The sequence below is a fragment of the Comamonas sp. Z3 genome (assembly GCF_008121565.1).
Classification (GTDB): Bacteria; Pseudomonadota; Gammaproteobacteria; order Burkholderiales; family Burkholderiaceae_C; genus Comamonas; species Comamonas brasiliensis.
In genome coordinates this window covers 99,148-121,703 of record NZ_VOQU01000009.1, presented here as the reverse complement: position 1 = coordinate 121,703, position 22,556 = coordinate 99,148, and the positions used below count along the sequence as shown (strand labels likewise).

Below are 22,556 nucleotides of genomic sequence, written 5' to 3'. Positions count from 1 at the left end.
ACGCTCCATGAATACCACGCCCAAAACCACCACCGAGAACGCCCAGAAGCTCGAAGCGGCCTATGCCAGCGTGTCCGACCTCTACCGCGGCAAGACGGACGACCTCTATGCCGCTTGCCGCGAGATGCGCAAGACCACGCGCGTCTATGAAGGCGACTTCATCGCCAAGTTCCTCGGGGTTCCGACCAATGCCGGGCTGCAGACCCGGCCGACCTATGCAGTGTTCCAGTACCAGGACGTGATGAACGTGCTCAAGGACGCCAATACATTCACCAGCGGATTCATCCTCGAAGGCATGGGCAAGGTGTGGGACGGTCTGATGATCCTGGGCATGGACGGCGAGGCCCACCGCAAGGTGCGCGCCCTGCTGCAGCCGGCCTTCATGCCCGAGAACGTCAACAAGTGGCGCCCGAAGATCGATCGGGTCGTGCGTGAGGATTTCATCACGCCTTTGCTGCCCAACAAGAAAGCCGACCTCATGGAAATGGGCTTGAACTTTCCGGTGCGTGCCATGTATGCCCTCGTGGGCTTTCCGGAAGACAACCCCGACCAGTACAACCAATACGCGGTCTGGGCACTGTCGATGCTGGCGGCGAACCAGCTTGACAAGGCCAAGGCCGAGGAAGGTCGCCGGATCGCCGCCATTGCGGTCAAGAGCCTGTACGACGCACTCATGGAGCAGGTCAAGCGGCGCCGCGCCGAGGGTGCCACGGGCGATGACCTGATCACCCGCCTGATGAACGCCGAATACGAGGGCCACAAGCTCGACGATCACGAGGTCGCGACCTTCGCCCGCTCGCTGCTGCCCGCTGCCGGCGAGACCACCACGCGAACCTTCAGTGCGGCGATGACGTTCCTGCTGACCATTCCCGGCCTGCTGGACCGCGTGCGCAACGACCGCAATCTGGTGCCCAAGCTGATCGACGAAGCCGTGCGTTTCGAGCCCTCCTCCACGTTCAAGGTTCGCGAGACCTCCGCAGACGTACAGATCGGTGACGTGACGATCCCCAAAGGCTCCTTCGTCCAGTGCATGGTCGCATCGGCCAACCGTGACGAAAGCGCCTTCGAGAATCCCGACGTGTTCGACATTGATCGCCGCCAGAAGCCGTCGTTCGGCTTTGGCTTCGGCCCGCACATGTGCATTGGCCAGTTCGTGGCCAAGCTCGAATTGAACTGTGCGATCAACGGGATTCTGGACCTCATGCCCAACGTTCGGCTTGACCCCGAGCAACCCGCACCGCTCATCGAAGGCGCTCACCTGCGCGGCGCCAAAAACGTGCACGTCATCTGGGATTGATCACAAAGAGCCATCCGATCATGCGAAACTTCGACACGGTTCCCGCACGCGCCGACTTCGGCTACCAATGCTTGGTCAGCCCGCAAAAGGTCAGCGGCGCCAAGCTGGCCGACCTGCGTGACCACTTCGGTCTCAAACTCACCAAGCACATGCCCTTTGGCAGTGTGCGCGACGATGAGGGCCACATTTACTCGGTGGTGCGCGCCCTCAATGCGCCGGGCAGCACGCCCAACCCCACCAAGTTCATCTTCCAGAGCACCCGTCTGGACGGCCAGAACATCCGCATCGACAAGGAAAAGATCGCCCCGAGGGCACTCACCATGTTTCCCGCACGCGGACTCGACGGCGACACTGCCTGGTGGTCCAGCCATCCGGAGGATCCCGGGCAACCTTGGCGGCTGACCGCCTCCGGCACCGGGTTCAGTTGGCAGGAAGAGGGTTTGTTCGACCTTACCGGCCGGCTCATCGGCAATGGCATGCAGTGGTACCTGCCTGGGGTGGATTGGGGTACCTTCTACGTCGCACAGATCTACGACGTGCAGGGCACCTGCGAAGGCAGAAGCGTCAAGGGCATGATCTCGCTAGACCAGGCCTGGATGGCCGAAGGCGGCTCCATCCACATGCACAAGGACTTGGTGGTCAACAACAAGATGCACGTCATCTGGTGGAACTTTGCCACGATCTACAAGGACGGCACCTGGGATGTCGGCTCTTTTCTGGTCGGCCACGACAAGCTGGGCTACGCCATTGTCCAGAACGAAAAAGGCGAAGTTCGCTGCACCACGGATATCGAAGGCAAGGTGCGCCACGAAAAGGACGGCTGGTTTGCCGAGGACGCGCGCATCGTGCTGGAAGGCAAGGAGGAGTGGGAGTTCCTGCCCGATCCCAAAGGCCGGATGCTCGACTTCGTAGGCGGCTTTCCCGTCACGGCCCAGCAGGAAGGGCGCTGGCGCCGGGTGGGCGATACGCGCGAGCCCGACCGCTGGATGGCCTGGGGCGAAAGCGACAAGCGCAATGGCACGGCACGCAACGTCCGTGGCACCGAAATCTGAACTGGAGACCCTGACATGGACAAAACCACCATCGAACACTTCCTGCACGCCCAGGTGCGAGCGTGGAACGCCGGCGACAAGGAAGGCTTCTTCGCGGCCTACCGTTCGGTAGCGCCCGAGGGCCTGCAGATCGAGTATGTCGGTCGAGGTCCTGCGGCCGAGGGCTGGACGATCCTGGAGGGCATGTGGGCACAGCAAAACTCCAAGATCGAGATCGAAGAAGTGGCACTGATCATCAATGGGAGCGAGGTCGCATGCCACAACAGGAACAAGGTGCGAGGCAATTCGCTGGCCATCGAGACCATTGAGCTGTACCACTTCGACAATGGCCGACTGACCGTACGCTATTTCATTCACCAGCCGTGAAGCAGCAAAAGATGCCCTGCGCCCGACCGAAAGCATTGGCAAACGCGCTCCGCAGCTCTGCCACCATCGCTGAACGAGCAACTCCAAAGCCGGTACTTGAGCCCGTGCGAGGCAGACCGTTGGCTGCGCGTGACGGTTACCCGCTGAGCCTGTAGCGAAAACACTCTGCCGAAACTGCAGATCCCGAAACTCATTGCGGCCCCATCCTGTTTCCATGGGTTGCCGACATGAGTCCCGCCACCACAGAGACAAACCACCATGCATCAGATCCCTTCAGAACAGATCGAGCGCTTCATGAGCGGCCAGGTTCGCTGCTGGAACAACCACGACAAGGCCGGCCTGCTAGCGCTGTACCGCGAGGCGGCTCCCGACCTGCTGGACATCGAATACGTAGGTCGGACGGAGCAGGCCGACGGCTGGCTCGTCATCGAAGAGATGTACGACAAGCACAACCACCAATTTCGGCTGGAAGTCGTCAGCACCATCATCAATGGCTGCGAGGCCGCCGTGCACCACCGCAATTGCATCGTTGGCACGAACCAGGTGATCGAAAGCATAGAGACCTACCGGTTCGGCCCTGGCAGCCTCCAAGTACGCTACTTCCTCAAGCCTCCGCAGGACGCCAGCGTGAGCCTGGAGCAGTTCCGCGGCTTCGCCCCCACGCAACCACAGGACACACCATGACCAAGCCGTCGCTCCCCGGCCCGCATGAAGGCCGCTTCAAGGACCAGGTCGCCATCGTCACGGGCGGTGCTTCCGGCATCGGCGAAGCCACCTGTCGTCGCCTCGTCGCCGAAGGCGCCACCGTAGTCGTGGCCGACGTCAACGCCGAACGGGCCGCGGCACTGGCCTCGGAGCTGGGCTCCCAGGCCAATGCACAGGTGTTCGACGCTGCGGACGTGCGCAGCATCGAGCGGCTCATCCAGGACACGATTCACCGGTTCGGGCGCCTGGATGTGCTGCACAACAACGCTGCACTGAGTTCTCCGGCCATTCACGCCAAAGACAGGAATGCCATCGACATCGAGTTCGAGGTCTGGGATCAGATCATGGCCGTGAACTTGCGCGGCTACCTGGCTGGCTGCAAGTATGCATTGCCGACGATGATTGCCCAAGGCGGCGGGGCGATCGTGAACACCGCGTCGACCGGCGGTTTCGCGGGCGACATCACGCGCATGGCCTACAGCGTGTCGAAGGCGGCCATCATCGGACTGACCCGCCAGATTGCCACGCACCACGGCGCCCAGGGCGTGCGCTGCAATGCCGTCGCACCTGGCCTAGTGCTGACGCCTGGCACGCGGGGCGCGGCAGCAAGCGTGATCGACGTGATGCAGCGCCACCTGCTGGTGCCTGAGTTCGGCGAGCCCGAGGATATCGCCGCGCTGGTGTGCTTCCTGGCTTCGGGCGAGGCGCGCTACATCAACGGGCAGACGTACATCGCCGACGGCGGGATGCTGGCCCACAACCCAACCATGGCCGATCTCGTCGACATGGCTCGCAAGCCGAAGTCCCTCTGAACCGCATGAAACTCTCACGTTGCGTCCTGCACAGGACCGTGGCTGCCCCGGCCTGATGCCACACGCTCCCGATTCGCTGCTCGCACCTTTCCGAGGAGCCGGCTTTCGATACTTGTGGTTGGCTTGGCTGTCCGGCAACATGACCATGTGGATGCACGAGGTGACTGCCGCATGGCGCATGGCCCAGCTCACCGATAGTCCTGCATGGGTGGCCTGGGTGCAGACGGCCGGCACCCTGCCGCTGTTTGTGCTGGGCTTGGCCAGCGGTGCTCTGGCCGACCTGCTCAATCGCCGGCGCTTTCTGGCCGTGGCGCAAGCCTGGATCGCCGTAGTGGCGGCCGTGCTCGCGATCCTGGCGGCCACCGATGCCCTGGCCCCGCGAACGCTCCTGCTGCTGTGCCTGCTCAACGGTGCCGGACTGGCGTTCCGGTTCCCGGTGTTTTCGGCCCTGGTGCCGGATCTGGTGGAGCGGCACCTGCTGGCCTCGGCCTTGACCCTCAATGCCTTGGCCATCAATCTGACACGAGTACTGGGTCCGGTCGTCGCGGGCATCGTCCTGGCCTGGCAGGGAACGGCGATGGTGTTCGCGCTCAACGCCGTACTGTCCATATTGGCCGGCGTGCTGATCTGGCGCGCGCCCATTGCCCCTCACGCGCCCCCCGCCGAACGCACTCGCTTGCTTCAGGCCATACGCGACGGCGTGGGCCATGCCCGAACCTCTCCCATACTGCGGGCGGTGCTGTTCCGCGCTTTCGTGTTCTTCGCCCAGGCCGTGGCGCTGGTTGCCTTGTTGCCTCTGGTCGCCAAGGACATCGGCGCCAACGAAACCACCTACACCGCCCTGCTGGCCGCCATGGGCGCGGGGGCCGTGCTCGCCGCCATGGCTCTCCCCCGCCTCCCCGCCCTGGCAGCGCGCAACCGGATCGTCGATGCGGGCGTGTGGCTACACACACTGGCAACCCTGGGCGCTGTCTGGGCGCCCAGCGCGTGGACCCTCGCGCCAGCACTCGCCCTGTCGGGCGCGGTCTGGCTGTGTGTGGCCAACACACTCACCATGTGCGCGCAATTGGCTTTGCCGGCCGCCTTGCGCGCCAGGGGCATGGCGATCTATCAGATGAGCATCATGGGCGGCAGCGCAACAGGGGCTATCTTTTGGGGCGTCGTCGCAGAACACACCTCGGTAGGTGCATCCCTGGCGGTCTCAGCGGTCGCCAGCCTGCTCCTACTGCTGTGGACCCGTGGCGCCAGCTTGGACGAACCTGCCCATCAGTGAGGCCGGGGAACAAGGGCGTCGGCGGACACGCCATCCTTGAATCCAAATACTTCCACGCCGACCGCCTCGCAGTCGGGGTAAACATCGGGTTTCTCGGTCGAGACGCGAGCTGCAAGTACCTGAGGATGGGCGAGCAGCGTGCGCAGCAGATCATCCGCCAGCGTCTCCTGCAACTGGATATGCCCGCGGCTCACGCGCTCCCGAACCACTTCACGCACGAAATCGTAATCCACCACCTCCCTCAGATCGTCATCCACCGGAGTACTGCACACCAGGGGAACGTACAGATCCACATTGATGCGCACACGCTGCGGATGCCCCTGCTCGAAGGCATGCGCTCCAATGTTGATGTCCACCACATGGTTGCGCAGGAAAAGGCGGCGACACCGCGCCAATGCAGGAGTCAGAAAGGCATCGGACATTTCATCGGACTCCCATCTCGCGCGCCAGGAACATCACGTCGCGCGGCTGGCGAGTCAGATGCTGGCCTCCGTCGACAAGGATGGTGGAGCCAGTCGAAGCCGGAAACGTCAGCAGGAAACGCACCGCGTCGGCGATATCCTCCGGCGAGGAGCTTCGCCCCAATGGATTGAGCCGCCGGCCCAACTCGAACTCCTGCTCGCTCATCGGTCCAGACAGCAGGGCAAGCCCCGGGGCCACTCCTCCTACGCGCAGGCGCGGCGCCATCGCCATGGCCAACATCTTTGTGGCGGCTTCCAACGCCGCCTTGGATAGGGTGTAGGAAAAATAGTCAGGGTTTGGGTTCCACAGCTTCTGATCGAGCAGATTCACCACACACCCTGTCCTCCCGGTATTCTGCAGATGCTGGTACAAGGCCTGCGCCAGTAAGATGGCGGGCGCGGTGTTGGCCTTCCAGTGCAGTTCCATCGCCGCCAATCCGCAGGTCTCAGCGTTGTCGTACTCAAAAACGGATGCATTGTTCACCACAGCATCGATGCGGCCGAACCGTCTCACCACCTCTGGCACCAGCGCTTGGCAACCGGCCTCATCGCTCAAGTCGGCGTAGAGTGCTTCCGCTTGTCCTTCGCCGCGGCGCAGTTCCCCGAGCGTGTCCTGCGCTTCTTCCGACGAGTGCCGGTAGGTGATCGCCACGTTCCATCCAGCCGCAGCCAGATCAAGCGCGATCACGCGTCCAATGCGGCGAGCACCGCCGGTAACAAGCACAACAGAACGGGGCATCGGTTCAGGCTCTCGACAAAAAATACCAGATAGAAAAGCGGCAGGCCGCCGTACCGCAGCTCAGCAATCCAGCGCCAAGGCCCGGCGCCGCGCTGGGCGATCAGCACGAACCAGATAGGCGTCGATGATCGGGCAGCCGCCCAGAAGGGGACGTGCCGTCTCGAACAAGCTCATGAACAGGATGTCCGCAGCGGTGAAACGCTGGCCGAGCAGGTAGGGGCCGCGCGCCAGCGTGTGCCGGATGTGCTGCATCATGGATTGATTCAGGCCGCACATCGCGGGATCCTGCGCCAGCAGGCCCTTCCCCTCCATGTAGACCAGGGGCTCAGTCAACCCCACCTGATAGAAGAGCCAGGTGAGATAGGCTCCGCGCAATGCATGCCCCCCCGGCACACCCACTTCGGCCTCGGGATGTAGATCGGTCAGGTAAAGCGCAATGGCTGCCGTCTCGGACACCAAATGGCCATCGTGCTCCAGCGCGGGCGTGAACCCATGCGGATGCGGATTGCGCGGATCAGCTTCGCTGCCATCGTTGCGGGGGTATTTCACCACCACGACCTCCCGCTCCGTGCCCAACTCCTCCAGCAGCCACAGAATGCGCGCCGAATTGGAGCCTGGTGCGTGGTAAAGCTTCAGCATCATGTGTCCTTGTAGCGAGATAGGTAAAGTGATCGGCGCCTGAACAAGACAGCGTCATCGCCCTTTTTTCAGTGGTGCCTGGCCTGGGCCGGCAACCCGAAAGCCGCCCAGGCACCTACAGAGAGCGCCGCACCGGTCATCCAGAACACCGGGGCGACACCCAGCGCGGCGCCGGCGGCGCCAAAACCCAAAGGCATGACCAATGTGGAGAAATGGATGACGGTGGACCGCAGCCCAAGAGCCTCTCCCTGACGCTCCGGCGGTGCAAAGGTGTGCAGGCTGGACATGACCGCGGGCTGGATGGCCCCCAATCCCAGGCCTATGGTGCCGGCGCAGGCCGCCATGGCCCACACGCTGTCCAACCAGGGATAGAGCAGGAAAACCGATGCCGTCAAGGCCAGCGCACCGGTCATCACCCACCGGGGTTGGAGGCGCTCCGCCAGAAGGGGGATCACCAGCCGCACGACCGCTGAGGTAACGGCGTAGCTGGCCAGTACAGTGCCGATAGCCGATGCGCTCAAGCCCCGCTCATGGCCCAGAATCGGCAAGGCAAAAGCGTGGGCATCCCAACAGACGGCAATCAGCCAATTGATAAAGAACAGCCGCCGAAGATCGCGATCACCCAGCAGATTCCAAGCTTTCGGGGGAGCCTCAGTCCGTCTCGCAGGCGCCCGAGGCGCCTCGGCTGGGACCCGTGTGGTGGCGAGCAGCGTCCCGAGAGGCAGCAGCGCCAGTCCGACGAAAGCCGCGCGGTAGCTCACATGGTCGATCAACATGCCCGCCAGGACTGGTCCAATGAAAGTTGCGATAGACGGCGCGAGTGCCACCCAACTGAAGATCCGCAGGCGTTCCGCCTCGCCCTGGGCCAGCCGGCCTGCCGTGCGCTGCAGTGAGATCATGCCTACAGCGGAGCCCGCCCCCACCAGGGCTGCAGCACTTCCCAGAGCCCAGGCATGGGACGCTGAAGCGGCAAGAGCGGCCCCCGCCAACGCCAGCAAGGCACCGATGCGCGTGCCCAGGTGGTACCCCCGGCGATCCACCAGACGCCCTGCAGGAATGGCAAGCACAAAGGGGAAGGCGGCAAACAGAGCCATCAGCAACCCGATCACGGCCGGCCCCTGCGCTTCGCTCACTGCCAGCAGAGGGACGGTCATGCGCATGCCATTGAGGCAGCCATGCAATCCGACCTGCGCAGCGACCAGCGTCAGCAGCGTCCATCCGAAACTGGAACTCCCTCTGCGTGCCATGGGATCAACCAAGGGCATCCTCGACAGCCGCGATCAGTCGAGCATCTTCGGGGGCGATGTCGGGAGCGAAGCGGACTACCACGGCGCCGTCACGGCCAATCAGGAATTTCTCGAAATTCCACATTACGTCGGCCTCTGCCGTGGGCAGCAGTTGATGCTTGGACAATGTGTCGCGCAGCCGCGGGTCGCCGGACGCCACAGCATGTGGCTGCGCAGCGATAAGAGCGGCATAGAGCGGGTGCCTGGGCTCACTGTTGATCCGCAACTTGGCAAAAAGCGGAAAGCTCACGCGGTAGTTGGTGTCGCAGAAGTCACGGATCTCGTCCTCGCTTCCCGGCTCCTGGCCCGCGAAATCGTTACAGGGAAATCCCAGCACGTGCAGGCCACGGTCACGAAAGCGGTCATATAGGGACTGCAGGCCGGAATACTGCGGCGTCAGCCCGCATTGGGACGCCACGTTGACGACCAGCATCACCTGTCCCTTGAAGGGAGCGAGGCTCGTATCGGAGCCATTCAGGGTCTGAAGGGGAATGTCGAAGATCGATGTGCTCAAGGTGATACCTCCTGATAGGCTTGTTGGACCAAGGTCATGCGCCCGCCCGCCAGCATCAAAGCGCAGAACATCTGCAGTTCAACGGTCTCAGCGGTCGAAAAATGCTCTGCCAGCGCAACGAAGTGCCCTTCTCCAACGGCATGCGCATCGGTCGCGAACAGCTCGGCATATGCCAACGCGGCGCGCTCGGCAGGCGCGAAGTGGTCGCTATCGATCCGTTGGCAGTTCAGGGCCTCAAGGTCCTGCGCGTCCACACGATCGCTTTTGCGTGCCAATTGGCAGGCTTGGCATTGGGTGATGCTGGCGATGCGCAGCCGCACCAGTTCCCGCAGCCGCCCGTCCAGCACGCCATGGTTGTGGAACTGGTCCAGCAGCGCCAGCCATGCCAGCGCGGCCTGTGGCCGGTGGGCCCAGACCTGCACCGGCACGGTGGAACTGAGCATGCGTGTCTCGACGCCCCGCCGCACGGCCTGATCCAGCGGCTCAGGAAAATCGGCCAGCGGCACCAGCGGCAGGCGCGCCATGGTCACAGCCGCTCGATAAGGGTGGCAGTACCCATGCCGCCGGCGCAGCAGATCGCCTGCAGCGCGTAACGTCCGCCTCGGCGCTCCAGTTCGTGCAGCATCGTCGTCATGATGCGCGCTCCGCTCGCCCCCAAGGGATGCCCCAGCGCGATGGCACCGCCATTGACGTTCAAACGCTCGGAAGACACGCCCAGCTCTTTCATCCAGACCAGTGGAACCGAAGCAAACGCCTCGTTGATCTCGAAGAGGTCGATGTCGTCCAAGGTGAGTCCTGCCTGCGCCAGCACTTTGCGAGTGGCTGCGATCGGCCCGGTCAGCATCAGAGTGGGATCGGAACCCACCGTGGTCATAGCGAGAATGCGCGCGCGGGGCTTAAGGCCCAGCGACCGGGCCTTGGCAGAGGACATTAGCAGTAGACCCGCCGCCCCATCGGATATCTGCGAGGAGTTCCCGGCAGTCAGGCGCCCATCCGTTCGGAAGCTGGTTTTGAGGGTCGCCAGCTTTTCGACGGCTGTACCGGGGCGGATCGTTTCGTCCACGCAGAACAAGTGCGCCTCGCCCTCCACGCTCTTCTCGCGCACCTGCATCACCGGCACCGGCACGATTTCTCTCTCGAAATGACCGGCCGAGGCAGCCGCGCAAGCGCGCCGATGGCTTTCCGCAGCAAACGCATCGAGGTCGTCGCGGCTCAACTCCCATTGGTCGCACAGGCGCTCGGCCGCTTCACCCTGGCTCGTCATTTCATAGCGCTCAGCGACCATCCAGCCAAAGGCTTCCCCATGGATGCTTCGGTTGCTGCCCATGGGCACCCGGCTCATGTTCTCGGCACCGCCCGCCACGACCACCTCGGCCGACCCGAAAGCAATCAGGCCCACAGCCACGTGAACGGCCTCCTCCCCCGAGCCGCATTTACGATCGATCGTCAAGCCGGGAATCGTGCAGGGCCAGCCGGCCCCCAGCAGTGCCGTGCGCGCGATATTGGCCGACTGCTCGCCGACCTGGGTGACGCAGCCGAAGATGACGTCATCCACCAATTCTGGCTCAAGCCCCGAACGGGTGATGAGCTCGTCCAGGACGATGGCACCCAGGTGATCGGCGCGCACGGACGCCAGGCTGCCTTTGAATTTCCCGACGGGCGTGCGAACCGCGCCGACGATCACTACATCCGGGCGGCTCACAGCACGCTCGCTTTCAGACCGGAGCCAGGTATGCGCTGGCCTTTTACGTCGTACTGGTACACCCCCGCACCTGTCTTGCGCCCATGGCGGCCGGAGGCCACCATCTTGATGATCAGAGGACAGGGACGGAACTTGTCGCCCAGTGTCGAATGCAGGTAACGCAGCACCGACAGCCGGGTATCCCATCCGGTCAGGTCACCCAGTTCCAGGGGGCCCATCGGATGGTTGAAGCCCATGCGCAGCGCGGTGTCGATATCCTCGGCAGTGGCCACGCCCTCCTGCAGCATCCACATCGCTTCGTTGCCCAGCATGGCCGACATTCGGCTGGTGGTCAGGCCTGGGGATTCGTTGACGGTGATCGATATCTTGCCCAGCGCGTCGCTGTATTCACGGGTCTTTGCCACGGTCTCGTCGCTGGTGGCGATGCCGCGCACCAGCTCGACCAACTTCATCTTGTGCACCGGGTTGAAGAAGTGCATGCCCACCACCCGTTCAGGCTGGAGCACGGCCGTGGCAATCTCGGTCACGCTCAGTGCGGAGGTGTTCGTGGCGATGATGGCGTCGGGCAGCATGTGGGCCGCGGCCGTGGACACCACCTGCTTCTTCACCGCGATGTTCTCGGTGACGGTCTCGACCAGCAGTGCGGCCCCCGCGGATGCGGCAGCGAGATCGGCTTGCGTCGTGAGCCTGGATTTCGCTGCCTCGGCCACTGCCGCGTCGAGCTTGCCTAGGCGAACACCGTCGTCCAAGATCTTGGCCACGGCGGCGAGAGCCTTGGCGGCCGCGGCCTCGTTGCTATCCACCAGCACGGTGGTGAAACCGGAACTGGCGAAGGCATGGGCGATGCCGGTTCCCATCAGGCCGCCGCCGACGACGACCACTTTGTTTTGCGTAATGCTCATGTACTGTCTCTCCCTGATTGCTTATTGGGCCACCGTGACGATGTTGCGCAGCAGACCGATGCCCGGAATCTCGGCTTCCACCACATCACCGGGCTTGAGAAACTTGCCAGAACCCTGCCCCGTGCCAGCCGGTGAGCCTGTGAACATGACATCGCCGCTCTCGAAGCGCGAACGCTCGTCCACGAACTTCACCAGCTCCGCGACATCCCAGGTCATCTCGGCCGTGTCGCCGTCCTGGCGAATTTCCCCATTCACGCGCAGCAGCAGACGCAGCGACAGCTTGCCCTCGTGCGCAAATTCATCGCGCGTCACGATCCAGGGGCCGAGGCCCGTGGTCTGGTCGCCGCTCTTGGCCGCAAACAGATCCATTCCGACACCGGGGGGGCCACTGCGCTGCAGATCGCGTGAGCTCACGTCGTTGCCCACGGTGTAGCCCAGCACGCTGGAGATCGGATCACCGCGGTTAACCACGTCGCCGATCACCGCCACGAGTTCCACCTCGTGGTCCAGCTCCTGGGTCAAGGGCGGATAGCGCAATGCATCGTGGGCCCCGATGAGCGCGCCGTAGGCCTTCAAGAAGGCAATGGGCTGGTTATGGCTCTTGATGCCGAAGTCGGCCGCAAGATGTTTGGCATAGTTGGCCCCAGCCACCACCACCCGGTTGGTTTTTTCGACCGGAGGCAAAAGCCTCACCGAATCGATAGCCCGCGCCGCGCCGCTGAACCGCAGTGCGGAAGCCCCTTCTCCGCGCGTGATTGCCGGCCCCCAATCAGGAACTCCACCCTCAATCGGGCGCAGCTCGCCGCGCTCGGTATCCACCAGCGCCCAAAACGGCGCCCCGCCATCGGAGCAGCGTGCGAACTTCATGCGGCAGCCTTCACTGCGGGCTTGCCCAGCTTGGCCGGATCCAGGTGCAGCAGCTCGCACGCATTCTTCCAGCGAATCTTCTGCAGATCGTCGTCCGACAGCCGCAGGCCATCGGTCAGATCGTGGCGAACGGCATCGCTGCCGCCGAAGTTGCTGCCATACAGAACGCGATCGGCACCGATGATGTCGACCAGCGCCTGGCGCATTGGTACCTCGTGCAGTTCCACGTCGAACCAGAAGTTCTTCAGATACTCCTCGACCGGCTTCTTGTTGAACGCGACGTCGAGATTGCGGTTGGTTTGAGCCAGGCGACCGAGCTGGTACGGGATATACCCGCCACCATGGGTGATGTAGACCTTGAGGTTTGGGAAGCGATCCAGAACGCCGCCATTGATCAGGTACCAGAAAAAGCGCGTTTCGTCGTAGTTCATGCCGACGATGGCCGTGGTTTCGTACTGGTCATGATCGGCCTGCATGCCCCAGGTGACCGACTGGTTGTAGCCGTGGATGAAGATCGGCAGATCGAGGTCGCACATCGTTTTCCAGACGACATCAAGCTGCGGAGAATCCGCCTCCAGCCCGCCGAAGTTCGCCCCGCCAGCGACCAGTCCCTTGGCGCCGAGCTCGGTACAGGCGCGGCGGATTTCCTTCGCCGCATCGTGCGGCGCATTCAGCGGCGCATGAGCCCAGAACATCAGGCGATCCGGCGCTGCCGAGCAGTAGTCGGCCAGGATGTCGTTGACCTTGGTGGCGAAGCGCACCGAGAACTCGGGATCGGCCCAGTACATGTAGCAGTGCGAAGGCACCGACAGCACCTGCGCATTCTGCCCCGCGGCATCCATGCCATTGAGGCGGCTCTTCGGATCCGCCCAGCGGGCCATGTATTCCTCGACGCTCGGCCCTTTTCCAGCGCGGACTGCGGCCTTGCGTTCGGGCGAACCCAGGCGCAGCACCCAGTGGCCAACGCGAAGCTTGACGTCGCCATCCGGGTGGCGTTCAAAGAACGGCCCCCAAAACGGATGCTGGTTGTAGTACCCCGGTAGCGGGGCATGGGCGTGGAGGTCGATCAGCATAGTGATTCTTTCAGGTTCAAGCACGGCCTCAAGGCCCGTGCAGATGTCGTTCGCGTGCTATTGAAGCAGTGACAACCGTCGAAAATCCGGCATGCGCTTGCACTGCATCAACGCAATATTAATCACAAAATGAAATTCTGTTCAAGTTATCGCAAGCACTGAGGTAGCGACATAGCCGCGATTGACCCCCTAAAGACGGTCTTGCATAGGGATCTTTGTGTACAAACATCTGCTCGTCGCCTTGGAAAACACCCCTCTGGGAATGAAGACCGTCAGCGTGTCGAAGGCACGATGCTCAACGCGGCACTGATGTGGCAAATGATCGGCTACCTGCGCTAATGTCCGACGACACTGCACAACCCCAAAGAAGAGGCATTCGCCTTTCGCTTGCTCAGGCTATGCACGAGCGAGCACAACGCGGTGCTGGACAAACTCGAACAGAAGCATGTGCTGGAAAACACCTTGATCGATGCCTTGTCCACCGCCCTGGCCCGGCACGTGGATGAAGATGCAGAAGACGCCACAGTCACATTCACCGCCGCCGGCCCGCGCCTCAGCGGTGCGGCCTAGGAGCAAATGTCCTTGAAGGAAAGCGCCATTCTCCCGACAACTCGCCGTCACCTGGTCAACACCGACTGGTCAGAGGTCTACAAAGCCTTTTCCGCTCACCAAGCCCCCTACTCAATCACTCCCCCGAGATACCGATGAGGCAATTGTTCACACGCATTGCAATAAAAAGCGCCCGCCCCGCGCGCCAGGACAGGCAAGTGCCACTGCCGCAGGTCGAATCACCGTCTTGCGCGGGGTGGCGCGCCCGTAGCCAAGGATTCCACCATCCGTCCAATGCGCCGGGGCAGCGTCTTGCGATCAGCATCGCCCGGCACCAACAGTTCGCTGAGCACATAACGAATCACAAGCTCACAGACAAGCTCTCGGTCCAGCTTGATGCCAAAACGCATCTCCCAGCTATCAAAAACAATCCCCAGAACATCCTGAAACCTGACCACTGAATCGTGGAAGATGCGACGAAAGAAGCCGAAGGCATATTCTGGTGCAGCGACCAGTAGCCGACGCGCACGGCCGTGCTCCAGGTAGTGATCCAGATAGCGAATCAGCGCAGCGAAACGCTCATCGGGATCTTGGTAGGGCAGGACGGCCTCTGCCAGCGAAATATGGAATTGCTCGCGTTTATGACGAGCAAACGCATCCAGCAGTTCATCCTGAGACGCGAAATAGCGATAAAACGTTCCCCGAGCAATACCAGCCTCTCGGCAGACATCGAGTATTGAGATCCGCTCAGCGCCAGATTGCAGCACGATGTTCTCGGTGACCATTAGGATGTTCGCGATCGTTTGTTCGGACCGTCGATTGCTACGCCCGCGGCGCACGCCAACCGCCCCCGTCTCTGCAACCACCTGACTCTTCTTCTCCACCACGGAGAGAGTCTCGGGGGGTCGCGTCACAACAGGCGCTGCAACGCCACGATCCACGGCCCTACGACGGGGCTTGCCAACGGTTTCCTGTGCGACTGCGACTTGTTTGTTCTTTCTTTTGAGGGTCATTTCCATGCTTTCTGAGGTTCAGTGAGAGATCCGGCTGGCGGAGAGGCGACCAAGGGTTTACGCGCACGCTCGATAAAAAATCTACATTTAGAATCTAAATCTCCATATGAAATTTCTTGCATTATTCGGTGTGGCGTGGAGAGTTTTACATGGCCAGAATCCGCAATCCCGACACGTGACCCCCCGGTCAATCAAATATGATCATTGCAGCGCTCGAATGCGCGGTAGTCAAACATCAGATTGCCGATTCCAGTGCAGCGCTCGTGGTCTGCCAGGCCGCGTATGCAGAACGCATCGCGGCGGTACGGCCTCAAAGGCAGGCCGAAAGACACGCTGAAGATCATGCGCAACCTCTGGCTGCAAACGGGGGATATTGGCAAGTTCGACGAGCAAGGCTTCTTCTATTTCGTTGACCGCAGGAAAGATTTCCTGCACAGACGCGACGAAAACATTTCCAGCTTCGAGATGAGGCCGCCTTCGCTCGCCACCCCGCCCTGGCCGAAGTCGCCGCGCACGCCGTCCCGTCCAACAAGAGGGGAAGACGACGTTAAGATGACTGCCATGCTACGCCACGGCATGGCGCTGGCGCCCGAAGATCTCTTCCGTTGGGCCATCGACGCGCCGTCCCATATTGCGCTCTGCCGCGCTACATAGAATTCCGCGACAGCCTTCCCATGCCCCCCAGAGGCGGGTTCTGAAGTATGAACTGCCCGACCAAGGTTGCACTCCGGCCACGTGGGATCAGGAAACCAACGGTATGCAGGTCACTAAGCGCTGAAGCCAGCCTCCTGGCCCCTCAATATTCGCGCACTGGCACATGGGCCGGGCGCGAGTTGTAGCCCGGCAAATGCAGCCCACCATCCACGTGCATGGTGATTCCTGTCACGAACCGTGCCATCTCCGAGCCCAGAAAGACGGCCACGGGTCCGATATCCAGTTCCGGATCACCAGAACGCCCCATTGGCCGAGCGGCTGCCGAGCGCTCAGCGAAACCGGGGATTTCAGCGGCCAGTTTATGGAATGTCGCTCCCATGGCTGTCGGCGCAATGGCGTTGCAAGTGATGTTAAACCGGCCCCATTCGGCCGCCGCGCTGCGCGTCAGTCCGACGACACCGGATTTTCCCGTGTTGTAGTCGGCATGCTGCCAGGCACCGATATCCACGTCGATCGACGTGAAATTGATGATGCACCCACCGCCGCGCGCACGCATATGCGGCAAGGCAGCGCGCATGGCCCACCAGGATGCCCAGACCGTCGACGTCAGCGTACGCTCCAGCATCGCATCCGTCTTGTGCTCCAGCAACACGTTCTCGGATGGGACGAAGGCATTGTTGATGAGAATGTCGAGCCCGCCAAAGCTGTCCGCAGTAGCCTGAATGGCGGCTTCCACGCTTTCCTTGCGGAGCACATCGGTAGGCACGAACAAGGCGCGTGCGCCCATCTGCCGGAGTTCGGCCTCGGCCTCGGCGCCGGTCACGGGATCAAGTTCGGCAATCAATACTGCAGCGCCTTCTCGCGCATAGCAGCGTGCAATGCCGCGTCCGATACCACCGCCGGCTCCGGTGATCAGCGCCACCTTGTCTTTCAGCAAGCCCATTGAATTCCTTTTATTTTGAACAAAATTCTTTTTATCGTTCATTATCGTACACTTTAAAGAACTTAATGTCAGCCGAAAAGATCGAGCTCCACGCGTTGCCAGCCGACGGTGGAGTCCCATAAAGAAAGTCCCCATGCCTGTATTCCGACGCCGCATTCTGATCAAAACCGAACCCGTGGGAGCCGGCTTTCGCTGCCGGGCCGCACTGGAGGATGATTTTCATCATTTCCGGGTCGAACTTGTTGTTCAGGATGGGCTTATCGCCTCCGTGCGTGGCGACGCACCTCGTCACCCTTACAGCCTGTGCCCTTCGGCAGCGGTCCAACTCCAACTGCTGGTCGGAACACCCCCTGCAACAAGCGCCCACACCGTGATGCGCCAAGTCGACTCCAGCGAGCAATGCACCCATATGCTGGAGCTCAGCGGCTTGGCTGCGGCCGCCGCGTCCCGCGCCCTGCCTCAACGCAGCTATGACATAGAAGTGCCATTGAGAGTCGAAGGGCGCACACGCGCGACCCTTGACCGTGACGGCATCCGGCTGCTGACCTGGGATATTCAGGACCTGGACATCATAGGCCCCCTCCCCTATGAAGGGATCGGATTGCGCCAGGGTATGGCGCGCTGGGCATTTACCCACCTGACCGAAGACATGGCTGAAGCTGCACTGGTGTTGCGGCGATGCGCAGTGATTTCCATGGGAAAAAATCAGCCACTTGATGCACAGCGCCATGCCAGAGCGACCGGGGCCTGCTACGCGCAGCAGCCAGGAAGAGCCTCTCTGGCTTTACGCCAAGTTGGTTCTACCTGGGACTTCACGTGGCAATCAGGCCAGCTATGCCGCGATGACCAAGAGTGGCTCGCATTCAAGACTTAAAGTAAGTAAGAGGGTCAAAGGAAGATGGCAAGATTCGGCGTACCCAGCACTGCCTGATCCAGCAGAATTTCGCGCTTGACCAACTTGAACCCCTCGCCATCGGCCCGCAGAACGTCCCTGCGCTCCGCGCTGATGAGGTCATACTCATCGAAGTTGAACCGGCTACGCGTCACCAGCAGATAGCTGCGCACACTGTATTCATGGGGCTTGTCCGTCTCCTCGACGAGGACATTAGTCACAAGCCGCCGTGTGCGCGATGGCGGGTCCTCCGCCCAGGCGCTCTTAGTGCCGGTCAGGCGCACGATGCGCCCCATCACAGAACGCCAATCATCGTGGTAGTGCTGCATGGTGCGCACTATCGATGCCGCCTGCTGATTGACCGGCCTCGTTTCCCTCAAGGGAGCGGAGTAGATTAGGTCTTGCGCTAGCAGGGCGCCCCATTCCTTGAGGCGGATTTCGTCGAGCAAACGCGCCTCGACGTACAAGAACTGAAGGATCTGGTTGTAAACCGGCGATCCGATTGGCACCAGGGCGCCTTGGGCTTCACTCATGGGATTCTCCGATATTGAATGGTAACGAGTTGTAAAGAAGAGTCAGACAGCGTCGCCCATGAGTTGGCGCCAGTACAACCACCAGTGCCACTGCGTGTCGTCCTTGGTGAAGCCTTCATTGACGATGCCGGGGCCAGGCCAGCCTTTGGGCGCCCCGGTTTCATAGACAGCCTGGTACTTCAGGGTCATCTTCTTGCCCTGTGCGCCTTTGGAGGCCAGGGTCATATGCGGCCAGGTGTCGGAATCATCCTGCTCCACCATGCCCGACGTGCCAAACAACTGGATCGTTTGCCTGAGCATTTTGTCGCGCAGTTCCTGCGGGGCGTCCTTTTCCGTGAAAATCCAGTTCACGAACTCCAACTTATCGGGCCCCTTAGGCACGTAGGCATGCATAGTCATCGAGCCCACCACGGAGCCATCGGCCTGCGGGATGTAAACAAAGCCGAACAACACGTTCGGGAAAATGCCGCCGACCTGGGGTGGCATACTGGTTTGCACCTGCAGTTGTTCCGGAGTGAGATTGCGCTTGAGTTGTTCGACCATCTCTTTCGTCATGCCCGCTGGCGGGAGTGCATTGAGCTTTTCGTCCACGCTCAGCACGTCGGGATCAAGCCCTGTCATGCGACGAATTTTTCGGCCCAGGTCGATGCATCGCAACGCGTGCCCATGTGGTGAACTGACTTCTACCCCGTACATCTCTGGACTCAGGTCGCCACCGCTGCCTTCCCCTTCGCCCTTCTTTGAATAGTTGCCGACTTCGCCAAGCCAGCGGTGCAGGGTCAGCGTATGGTAGCCGTCGGCGGCAGACTGCTCCCCTGCGGCCTTCCAGTTAGCACGCACGGTGAAGCGCTGCGGCGGCCCGAGCACTTCCATACCTTTGTCGGTGCGCTTGAAAAGGATGTCGTAGTACCACTTGGCATCGCCAAGGAATTCCTCGAACGATGGGCCATCTATGTTCCAGGTTGCAAAGATCAGCCCTCCATACAAGGTGACCCGGGCCTTTTTCAGCCCCAGTTGCTCCTTACTCATCATCTTGCCGTGCATCGTCTCCTTTTCGACCGGCGCGCCGAGAAAGGCACCGTTAGGACGGAAAGCCCAGCCATGGTAGATGCAGGTGTGGATCTGCGTGTTGCCAGCATCCAATGTCGAAACCCGCATGCCCCGGTGTGTGCACAGGTTGAGCAGAACATGGACTTCGCCCGACTTGTCTCGGGTAACCAGCACCGAGTCGGATCCCATGTCACGAGTGATGAAATCACCCGAATTGGGAATTTCGGACTCATGGCCAAGGAAGACCCAGACCTTGCCGAAGATCCGCTCCATCTCCAGCTCGTAGAGTTCTGGATCCGAGAGCGCGCGCATCTGCACCTCCCGTGTGTTCACATTGACTAGGTCAATGACTTTGGTTCCATCGGAAAGTGTGAGTGGGGTAGGGCTTAGCATGCGCGTCTCCTTCATCTGTTCTGGCAGCTGTTGAAATTAAATATAAACAACTTATCAAATTATGTACATATAAAGCCCATTCCAATTACCCAAATACAGTCGCAAACCAGGGTTAACACCAGATTTACGCATGCCACTCAGCCCGATGCTCCTGCCCCATCCGCAGGAACCGGCGCCAGTTGACCTGACGATCGGTGGACAAGTGACGTCCCGCCCCCATGCAACTGAATGTGCGGAATGGCAGGTGGGCGATATCGAGCGTGACTTCATGTCCCCCCGTGCCGATAGTAAAGGCACGCGCGCGGCCTTCAAGGTCGCGATCATCGGCGCGCCGCGCACGAAGTCGAGCACTACTTCGAAGCTCTCGCCCACAACCTGCATCAGCGCCATAGCGTCGTTCTCTCCGCCCAGCTTCACCATCTCGTCGGCACCCCGCCCCACCGAACCAGGGCCGAGCACCACCTACGCATCCTCGGGCAGAATTTCGTAGTACAAATTTCTGCTGTCCGCAGTGGCGCTGCTGGGCGTAGCTTGGCTCAGCGGCGTCAACACGCTTACCATGCCGGCCCAGTTGCTGCCGCCGTCGGAATTGCGCACTGTATGGTGATCTACTACATAAGCATCATGGGCATCATTGCCTGCGGAGCCGCGCTACTGCGCGGAGGCCGGTCGCTGCTCGGTCACCACGGCATGGCTACAGCTAACGCGGCGGCTGTCCATCGATGGCAGCGCACCGCAGTCTGTTTAAAAATTGTGTTGCAGGCCGATGTCCATGCCGGTCTTATCCGCCCAAGCCTCGGTGTCGCGGGCGACGTTGACGTACAGGAAGCTACGCTTGGACAGGTGGTGGTTGTAGCCCACAGCGTACTTGCGGCTGATCTTCTGGTGCCCGCTGGTGTTCTCCAGATCTCCGTACACCAGCTTCAGCCGACCTGAGGACGTTGACAGGTGGGCGCCGACGATCCAGCTGCGGCGCTTTTCCAGCGCATCCGTGCGTCCGCGGCCATATCCACCGGCCAGCGTGACCGCCCCAACCTCGGTCCGCGCAGTGGCGAAGTGCCAATGGTCGTGCCGTCCTCCCGGGTCTTCGTAGGCGTAGCCCAAATACACCGGGCCGGCACGGTAGGTCAGGCTCAACCCTTTGGGCCGCTTGACCGTCATCGGCGCGGGAAGGATCGTAGAATTTGGACTATTCGCGTTCGCGACCTGCGCCTGCAGGCCGAAGGTGCCAACGTCGAGCTTGTAGGTGACGGCACCGTCGTTGCGCACGGTGCCAATGTTGCCGTTGCTGAACGCCACCATTGACGACACGCCGGTATGGATGAACGGGTCAGGCGTCATCTGCACCTCGACATAGCCGGCGACATAGTCCCGGCCGAACGACACACTGCCCCAGCGGCCCTTCAGCCCCACGATGGACTGCCCCTGCCAGAACCGCACGGCGGTGGACTCGCCGGTGTTGGAGCGCAGCCGGTGCTCGAGCCAGAAGAAGGCCGACAGCCCGCTGCCCAGATCCTCAGTGCCGCGAAAGCCAATGCGGCTCTGGGCGCCCTCGCCCATGCCGTTGTCGCCTCTGGCCATCTTGCTGCCGATCTTGTTGACGTAGCCGGAATCGAGCTTGCCGAACACGGTGACCGAGGACTGGGCCGCGGCAATGCCGACGGAACAGGTGGCTGCCACGGCGGACAGCAAATTCTTGTACTGCACAGGGTTACTCCAAAGATGCGCAGGCAGGGCTCATCCAGGCCCGGCGGGCCTGCGTCGCGGATAAAAGGTGCACGGATGTGCGTGCGCGGACGGCGGCGCCTCAGCAGCCCTATTCCGCCGGGATGCCGGCGTCATGGACAATCTGCCCCCAGAGTCGGCTTTCCTGTGCGACAAAGCGGCCGAACTGGCCAGCCGGCAGCACGGAAGGCACGGTCCCGAGCTGATCGTTGGCAGCCTTGGAGGCTGGGCTGGCTGCGGCGCGCATCAGAAGCGCGTTCAGGCGGTCCACCACCGCGGGCGGCGCCTTGGCGGGCAAGAACACGCCGAGCCAGAAGCCGATGTTCATGCGCTGCACGCCGGCCTCCTCGAACGTGGCCAGTTCGGGCGCGAACGGGCTGCGCGTGGTATCGGTCACGCCGATCGGACGAAGCTTGCCGGATTTCACAAACGGCATGCCCGACAGGTCGGTAAATAGCATGTCGACCTCGCCACTGACAAGGTCCGGTATCGCGGCATTGCCGCTGCGGTAGGGCACGCCGACGATGTCCAGTCCGGCTGACTTGCGCAGTACCTCGGCCGGCAGCCGGCTCGTTATGCTGGTATAGGCGAACGAGAATTTGCCCGGGTTCTGGCGCACGAGGTCGATGAAGCCGCCGATGCTGTCCACTGGCATCTTGCGCTGGTTAACGTAAAGGAACATCGGCCCCTTTGCCACGGTGTTTACGGGAGTGAAATCGGCCACCGGGTCATAGGGCAGCTTCTTGAACACGTGCGGATTACCGGTGAAGGCGACGTTACCAGTCACCAGTACGGTATAGCCGTCCGGCACGGCCTTAGCCACGGACTGGGCCGCCAGCATCGAACTCGCACCCGGCCTGTTCTCGACAATGGCCCTGGCGCCCGTCGCTGCCGCAATCTCGGCAGCGAGCGCGCGCACCAACACATCGGGCGCGGCGCCAGCCGTGAACGGCGTGACGAATGTGATCAGCTTCTCGGGATATCCGGCAGCAGCGGGTGCGGCCAGACAGGCCACGGCGGCGGCCCAGAGGCAAGTTGCAAACATACGCATTGACTTCATTGTGTCCCCTTAGATTCTAATAACAGAATAAAATTCTTATTTTAGATACACATTCC

The 22,556-nt window shown here is 61.8% G+C and carries 25 protein-coding genes; 9 read left to right on the top strand and 16 right to left on the bottom strand.

Annotation, left to right across the window (positions count from 1 at the left end):
• The first annotated feature begins 7 nt into the window (after positions 1 to 7).
• From FSY59_RS24065 to FSY59_RS24040, 6 genes are all read left to right on the top strand, one after another.
• Positions 8 to 1,297 (top strand): cytochrome P450, encoded by a 1,290-nt coding sequence (locus tag FSY59_RS24065; protein ID WP_034379710.1) that lies wholly within the window; start codon positions 8 to 10, stop codon positions 1,295 to 1,297.
• Between the two features lie 20 nt (positions 1,298 to 1,317).
• Positions 1,318 to 2,349 carry a hypothetical protein gene (locus tag FSY59_RS24060; RefSeq protein ID WP_034379712.1) on the top strand — a complete coding sequence of 344 codons (1,032 nt, stop codon included), beginning with the start codon at positions 1,318 to 1,320 and terminating at the stop codon, positions 2,347 to 2,349.
• A 15-nt stretch (positions 2,350 to 2,364) separates the two neighbouring features.
• Positions 2,365 to 2,715: a nuclear transport factor 2 family protein gene (locus FSY59_RS24055; RefSeq protein WP_043374645.1), complete on the top strand. Its 351-nt coding sequence runs from the start codon at positions 2,365 to 2,367 to the stop codon at positions 2,713 to 2,715.
• 258 nt (positions 2,716 to 2,973) lie between these two features.
• Positions 2,974 to 3,399, top strand: a complete 426-nt coding sequence (locus FSY59_RS24050; protein ID WP_187427973.1) for a nuclear transport factor 2 family protein — start codon at positions 2,974 to 2,976, stop codon at positions 3,397 to 3,399.
• Complete coding sequence (locus FSY59_RS24045) at positions 3,396 to 4,232, top strand: SDR family NAD(P)-dependent oxidoreductase (protein ID WP_051962237.1); 837 nt, start codon at positions 3,396 to 3,398, stop codon at positions 4,230 to 4,232. The genes FSY59_RS24050 and FSY59_RS24045 overlap by 4 nt, the downstream gene beginning before the upstream one ends.
• Before the next feature lie 55 nt (positions 4,233 to 4,287).
• Entirely contained in the window at positions 4,288 to 5,505 is a 1,218-nt protein-coding gene (locus FSY59_RS24040; protein ID WP_255439729.1) for an MFS transporter, read from the top strand.
• Here the strand turns inward: FSY59_RS24040 and FSY59_RS24035 are convergent.
• The 10 genes from FSY59_RS24035 to FSY59_RS23990 form a co-directional block, all read right to left on the bottom strand.
• Positions 5,499 to 5,927, bottom strand: a complete 429-nt coding sequence (locus FSY59_RS24035) for a dihydroneopterin aldolase (RefSeq protein ID WP_034379716.1) — start codon at positions 5,925 to 5,927, stop codon at positions 5,499 to 5,501. The two genes, FSY59_RS24040 and FSY59_RS24035, sit on opposite strands and share 7 nt — an antisense overlap.
• 1 nt (position 5,928) lies before the next feature.
• Complete coding sequence (locus FSY59_RS24030) at positions 5,929 to 6,705, bottom strand: SDR family oxidoreductase (RefSeq protein ID WP_051962239.1); 777 nt, start codon at positions 6,703 to 6,705, stop codon at positions 5,929 to 5,931.
• A gap of 60 nt (positions 6,706 to 6,765) precedes the next feature.
• The gene (locus FSY59_RS24025) at positions 6,766 to 7,347 is read right to left on the bottom strand and encodes a glutathione S-transferase family protein (RefSeq protein ID WP_080731574.1); all 582 of its coding nucleotides are present in this window, start codon (positions 7,345 to 7,347) and stop codon (positions 6,766 to 6,768) included.
• 65 nt (positions 7,348 to 7,412) lie between these two features.
• Positions 7,413 to 8,591: an MFS transporter gene (locus tag FSY59_RS24020; RefSeq protein WP_051962240.1), complete on the bottom strand. Its 1,179-nt coding sequence runs from the start codon at positions 8,589 to 8,591 to the stop codon at positions 7,413 to 7,415.
• Positions 8,592 to 8,595: 4 nt separating this feature from the next.
• Positions 8,596 to 9,144 (bottom strand): glutathione peroxidase, encoded by a 549-nt coding sequence (locus tag FSY59_RS24015; RefSeq protein ID WP_034379720.1) that lies wholly within the window; start codon positions 9,142 to 9,144, stop codon positions 8,596 to 8,598.
• The gene (locus FSY59_RS24010) at positions 9,141 to 9,668 is read right to left on the bottom strand and encodes a carboxymuconolactone decarboxylase family protein (RefSeq protein ID WP_187427972.1); all 528 of its coding nucleotides are present in this window, start codon (positions 9,666 to 9,668) and stop codon (positions 9,141 to 9,143) included. The genes FSY59_RS24015 and FSY59_RS24010 overlap by 4 nt, the downstream gene beginning before the upstream one ends.
• A 2-nt stretch (positions 9,669 to 9,670) precedes the next feature.
• Complete coding sequence (locus FSY59_RS24005; protein WP_034379722.1) at positions 9,671 to 10,846, bottom strand: thiolase family protein; 1,176 nt, start codon at positions 10,844 to 10,846, stop codon at positions 9,671 to 9,673.
• The gene (locus tag FSY59_RS24000; RefSeq protein WP_034379723.1) at positions 10,843 to 11,748 is read right to left on the bottom strand and encodes a 3-hydroxyacyl-CoA dehydrogenase; all 906 of its coding nucleotides are present in this window, start codon (positions 11,746 to 11,748) and stop codon (positions 10,843 to 10,845) included. The genes FSY59_RS24005 and FSY59_RS24000 overlap by 4 nt, the downstream gene beginning before the upstream one ends.
• 21 nt (positions 11,749 to 11,769) lie before the next feature.
• The gene (locus FSY59_RS23995; protein WP_034379724.1) at positions 11,770 to 12,615 is read right to left on the bottom strand and encodes a fumarylacetoacetate hydrolase family protein; all 846 of its coding nucleotides are present in this window, start codon (positions 12,613 to 12,615) and stop codon (positions 11,770 to 11,772) included.
• The gene (locus tag FSY59_RS23990) at positions 12,612 to 13,688 is read right to left on the bottom strand and encodes an amidohydrolase family protein (RefSeq protein ID WP_034379725.1); all 1,077 of its coding nucleotides are present in this window, start codon (positions 13,686 to 13,688) and stop codon (positions 12,612 to 12,614) included. The genes FSY59_RS23995 and FSY59_RS23990 overlap by 4 nt, the downstream gene beginning before the upstream one ends.
• A gap of 420 nt (positions 13,689 to 14,108) precedes the next feature.
• Here FSY59_RS23990 and FSY59_RS27450 point away from each other — a divergent pair, with 420 nt between their 5' ends.
• Positions 14,109 to 14,258 (top strand): hypothetical protein, encoded by a 150-nt coding sequence (locus FSY59_RS27450; protein ID WP_158407685.1) that lies wholly within the window; start codon positions 14,109 to 14,111, stop codon positions 14,256 to 14,258.
• A 218-nt stretch (positions 14,259 to 14,476) separates the two neighbouring features.
• Here the strand turns inward: FSY59_RS27450 and FSY59_RS23985 are convergent, their stop codons facing one another.
• The gene (locus tag FSY59_RS23985; protein ID WP_200879572.1) at positions 14,477 to 15,256 is read right to left on the bottom strand and encodes a TetR/AcrR family transcriptional regulator; all 780 of its coding nucleotides are present in this window, start codon (positions 15,254 to 15,256) and stop codon (positions 14,477 to 14,479) included.
• Positions 15,257 to 15,532: 276 nt separating this feature from the next.
• On the opposite strand from FSY59_RS23985, the gene FSY59_RS23980 reads away from it, so the two are divergent.
• Positions 15,533 to 15,904 carry a hypothetical protein gene (locus FSY59_RS23980; RefSeq protein ID WP_187427971.1) on the top strand — a complete coding sequence of 124 codons (372 nt, stop codon included), beginning with the start codon at positions 15,533 to 15,535 and terminating at the stop codon, positions 15,902 to 15,904.
• Positions 15,905 to 16,046: 142 nt separating this feature from the next.
• Here FSY59_RS23980 and FSY59_RS23975 read toward each other — a convergent pair whose 3' ends face one another.
• A complete protein-coding gene (locus FSY59_RS23975) occupies positions 16,047 to 16,889 on the bottom strand; it encodes an SDR family NAD(P)-dependent oxidoreductase (protein ID WP_229227510.1) in 843 nt (280 codons plus the stop codon).
• 91 nt (positions 16,890 to 16,980) lie between these two features.
• Here FSY59_RS23975 and FSY59_RS23970 point away from each other — a divergent pair, with 91 nt between their 5' ends.
• On the top strand, positions 16,981 to 17,721 hold the full coding sequence (locus FSY59_RS23970) for a DUF2889 domain-containing protein (RefSeq protein ID WP_034379728.1): 741 nt from the start codon (positions 16,981 to 16,983) through the stop codon (positions 17,719 to 17,721).
• Between the two features lie 14 nt (positions 17,722 to 17,735).
• On the opposite strand, the gene FSY59_RS23965 is transcribed toward FSY59_RS23970, so the two are convergent.
• The 4 genes from FSY59_RS23965 to FSY59_RS23950 all read right to left on the bottom strand — a co-directional run bounded on the left by FSY59_RS23965 (position 17,736) and on the right by FSY59_RS23950 (position 22,500).
• Positions 17,736 to 18,272: a 3-phenylpropionate/cinnamic acid dioxygenase subunit beta gene (locus FSY59_RS23965; RefSeq protein ID WP_122974431.1), complete on the bottom strand. Its 537-nt coding sequence runs from the start codon at positions 18,270 to 18,272 to the stop codon at positions 17,736 to 17,738.
• A gap of 42 nt (positions 18,273 to 18,314) precedes the next feature.
• Positions 18,315 to 19,715, bottom strand: a complete 1,401-nt coding sequence (locus FSY59_RS23960) for an aromatic ring-hydroxylating dioxygenase subunit alpha (RefSeq protein WP_034379792.1) — start codon at positions 19,713 to 19,715, stop codon at positions 18,315 to 18,317.
• Between the two features lie 744 nt (positions 19,716 to 20,459).
• Positions 20,460 to 21,422, bottom strand: a complete 963-nt coding sequence (locus FSY59_RS23955; RefSeq protein ID WP_043374650.1) for a porin — start codon at positions 21,420 to 21,422, stop codon at positions 20,460 to 20,462.
• Positions 21,423 to 21,531: 109 nt separating this feature from the next.
• Positions 21,532 to 22,500 carry a tripartite tricarboxylate transporter substrate binding protein gene (locus FSY59_RS23950; protein ID WP_080731576.1) on the bottom strand — a complete coding sequence of 323 codons (969 nt, stop codon included), beginning with the start codon at positions 22,498 to 22,500 and terminating at the stop codon, positions 21,532 to 21,534.
• Positions 22,501 to 22,556: the final 56 nt, after the last annotated feature.

Bases quoted from the DNA above. Each gene is read 5' to 3' on its own strand.
- FSY59_RS24065 (WP_034379710.1), top strand. From the start codon at position 8: ATGAATACCACGCCCAAAACCACCACCGAGAACGCCCAGAAGCTCGAA.
- FSY59_RS24060 (WP_034379712.1), top strand. From the start codon at position 1,318: ATGCGAAACTTCGACACGGTTCCCGCACGCGCCGACTTCGGCTACCAA.
- FSY59_RS24055 (WP_043374645.1), top strand. From the start codon at position 2,365: ATGGACAAAACCACCATCGAACACTTCCTGCACGCCCAGGTGCGAGCG.
- FSY59_RS24050 (WP_187427973.1), top strand. From the start codon at position 2,974: ATGCATCAGATCCCTTCAGAACAGATCGAGCGCTTCATGAGCGGCCAG.
- FSY59_RS24045 (WP_051962237.1), top strand. From the start codon at position 3,396: ATGACCAAGCCGTCGCTCCCCGGCCCGCATGAAGGCCGCTTCAAGGAC.
- FSY59_RS24040 (WP_255439729.1), top strand. From the start codon at position 4,288: ATGCCACACGCTCCCGATTCGCTGCTCGCACCTTTCCGAGGAGCCGGC.
- FSY59_RS24035 (WP_034379716.1), bottom strand. From the start codon at position 5,927: ATGTCCGATGCCTTTCTGACTCCTGCATTGGCGCGGTGTCGCCGCCTT.
- FSY59_RS24030 (WP_051962239.1), bottom strand. From the start codon at position 6,705: ATGCCCCGTTCTGTTGTGCTTGTTACCGGCGGTGCTCGCCGCATTGGA.
- FSY59_RS24025 (WP_080731574.1), bottom strand. From the start codon at position 7,347: ATGATGCTGAAGCTTTACCACGCACCAGGCTCCAATTCGGCGCGCATT.
- FSY59_RS24020 (WP_051962240.1), bottom strand. From the start codon at position 8,591: ATGGCACGCAGAGGGAGTTCCAGTTTCGGATGGACGCTGCTGACGCTG.
- FSY59_RS24010 (WP_187427972.1), bottom strand. From the start codon at position 9,668: ATGGCGCGCCTGCCGCTGGTGCCGCTGGCCGATTTTCCTGAGCCGCTG.
- FSY59_RS24000 (WP_034379723.1), bottom strand. From the start codon at position 11,748: ATGAGCATTACGCAAAACAAAGTGGTCGTCGTCGGCGGCGGCCTGATG.
- FSY59_RS23995 (WP_034379724.1), bottom strand. From the start codon at position 12,615: ATGAAGTTCGCACGCTGCTCCGATGGCGGGGCGCCGTTTTGGGCGCTG.
- FSY59_RS23990 (WP_034379725.1), bottom strand. From the start codon at position 13,688: ATGCTGATCGACCTCCACGCCCATGCCCCGCTACCGGGGTACTACAAC.
- FSY59_RS23985 (WP_200879572.1), bottom strand. From the start codon at position 15,256: ATGGAAATGACCCTCAAAAGAAAGAACAAACAAGTCGCAGTCGCACAG.
- FSY59_RS23980 (WP_187427971.1), top strand. From the start codon at position 15,533: ATGCAGAACGCATCGCGGCGGTACGGCCTCAAAGGCAGGCCGAAAGAC.
- FSY59_RS23975 (WP_229227510.1), bottom strand. From the start codon at position 16,889: ATGAACGATAAAAAGAATTTTGTTCAAAATAAAAGGAATTCAATGGGC.
- FSY59_RS23970 (WP_034379728.1), top strand. From the start codon at position 16,981: ATGCCTGTATTCCGACGCCGCATTCTGATCAAAACCGAACCCGTGGGA.
- FSY59_RS23965 (WP_122974431.1), bottom strand. From the start codon at position 18,272: ATGAGTGAAGCCCAAGGCGCCCTGGTGCCAATCGGATCGCCGGTTTAC.
- FSY59_RS23960 (WP_034379792.1), bottom strand. From the start codon at position 19,715: ATGCTAAGCCCTACCCCACTCACACTTTCCGATGGAACCAAAGTCATT.
- FSY59_RS23950 (WP_080731576.1), bottom strand. From the start codon at position 22,500: ATGAAGTCAATGCGTATGTTTGCAACTTGCCTCTGGGCCGCCGCCGTG.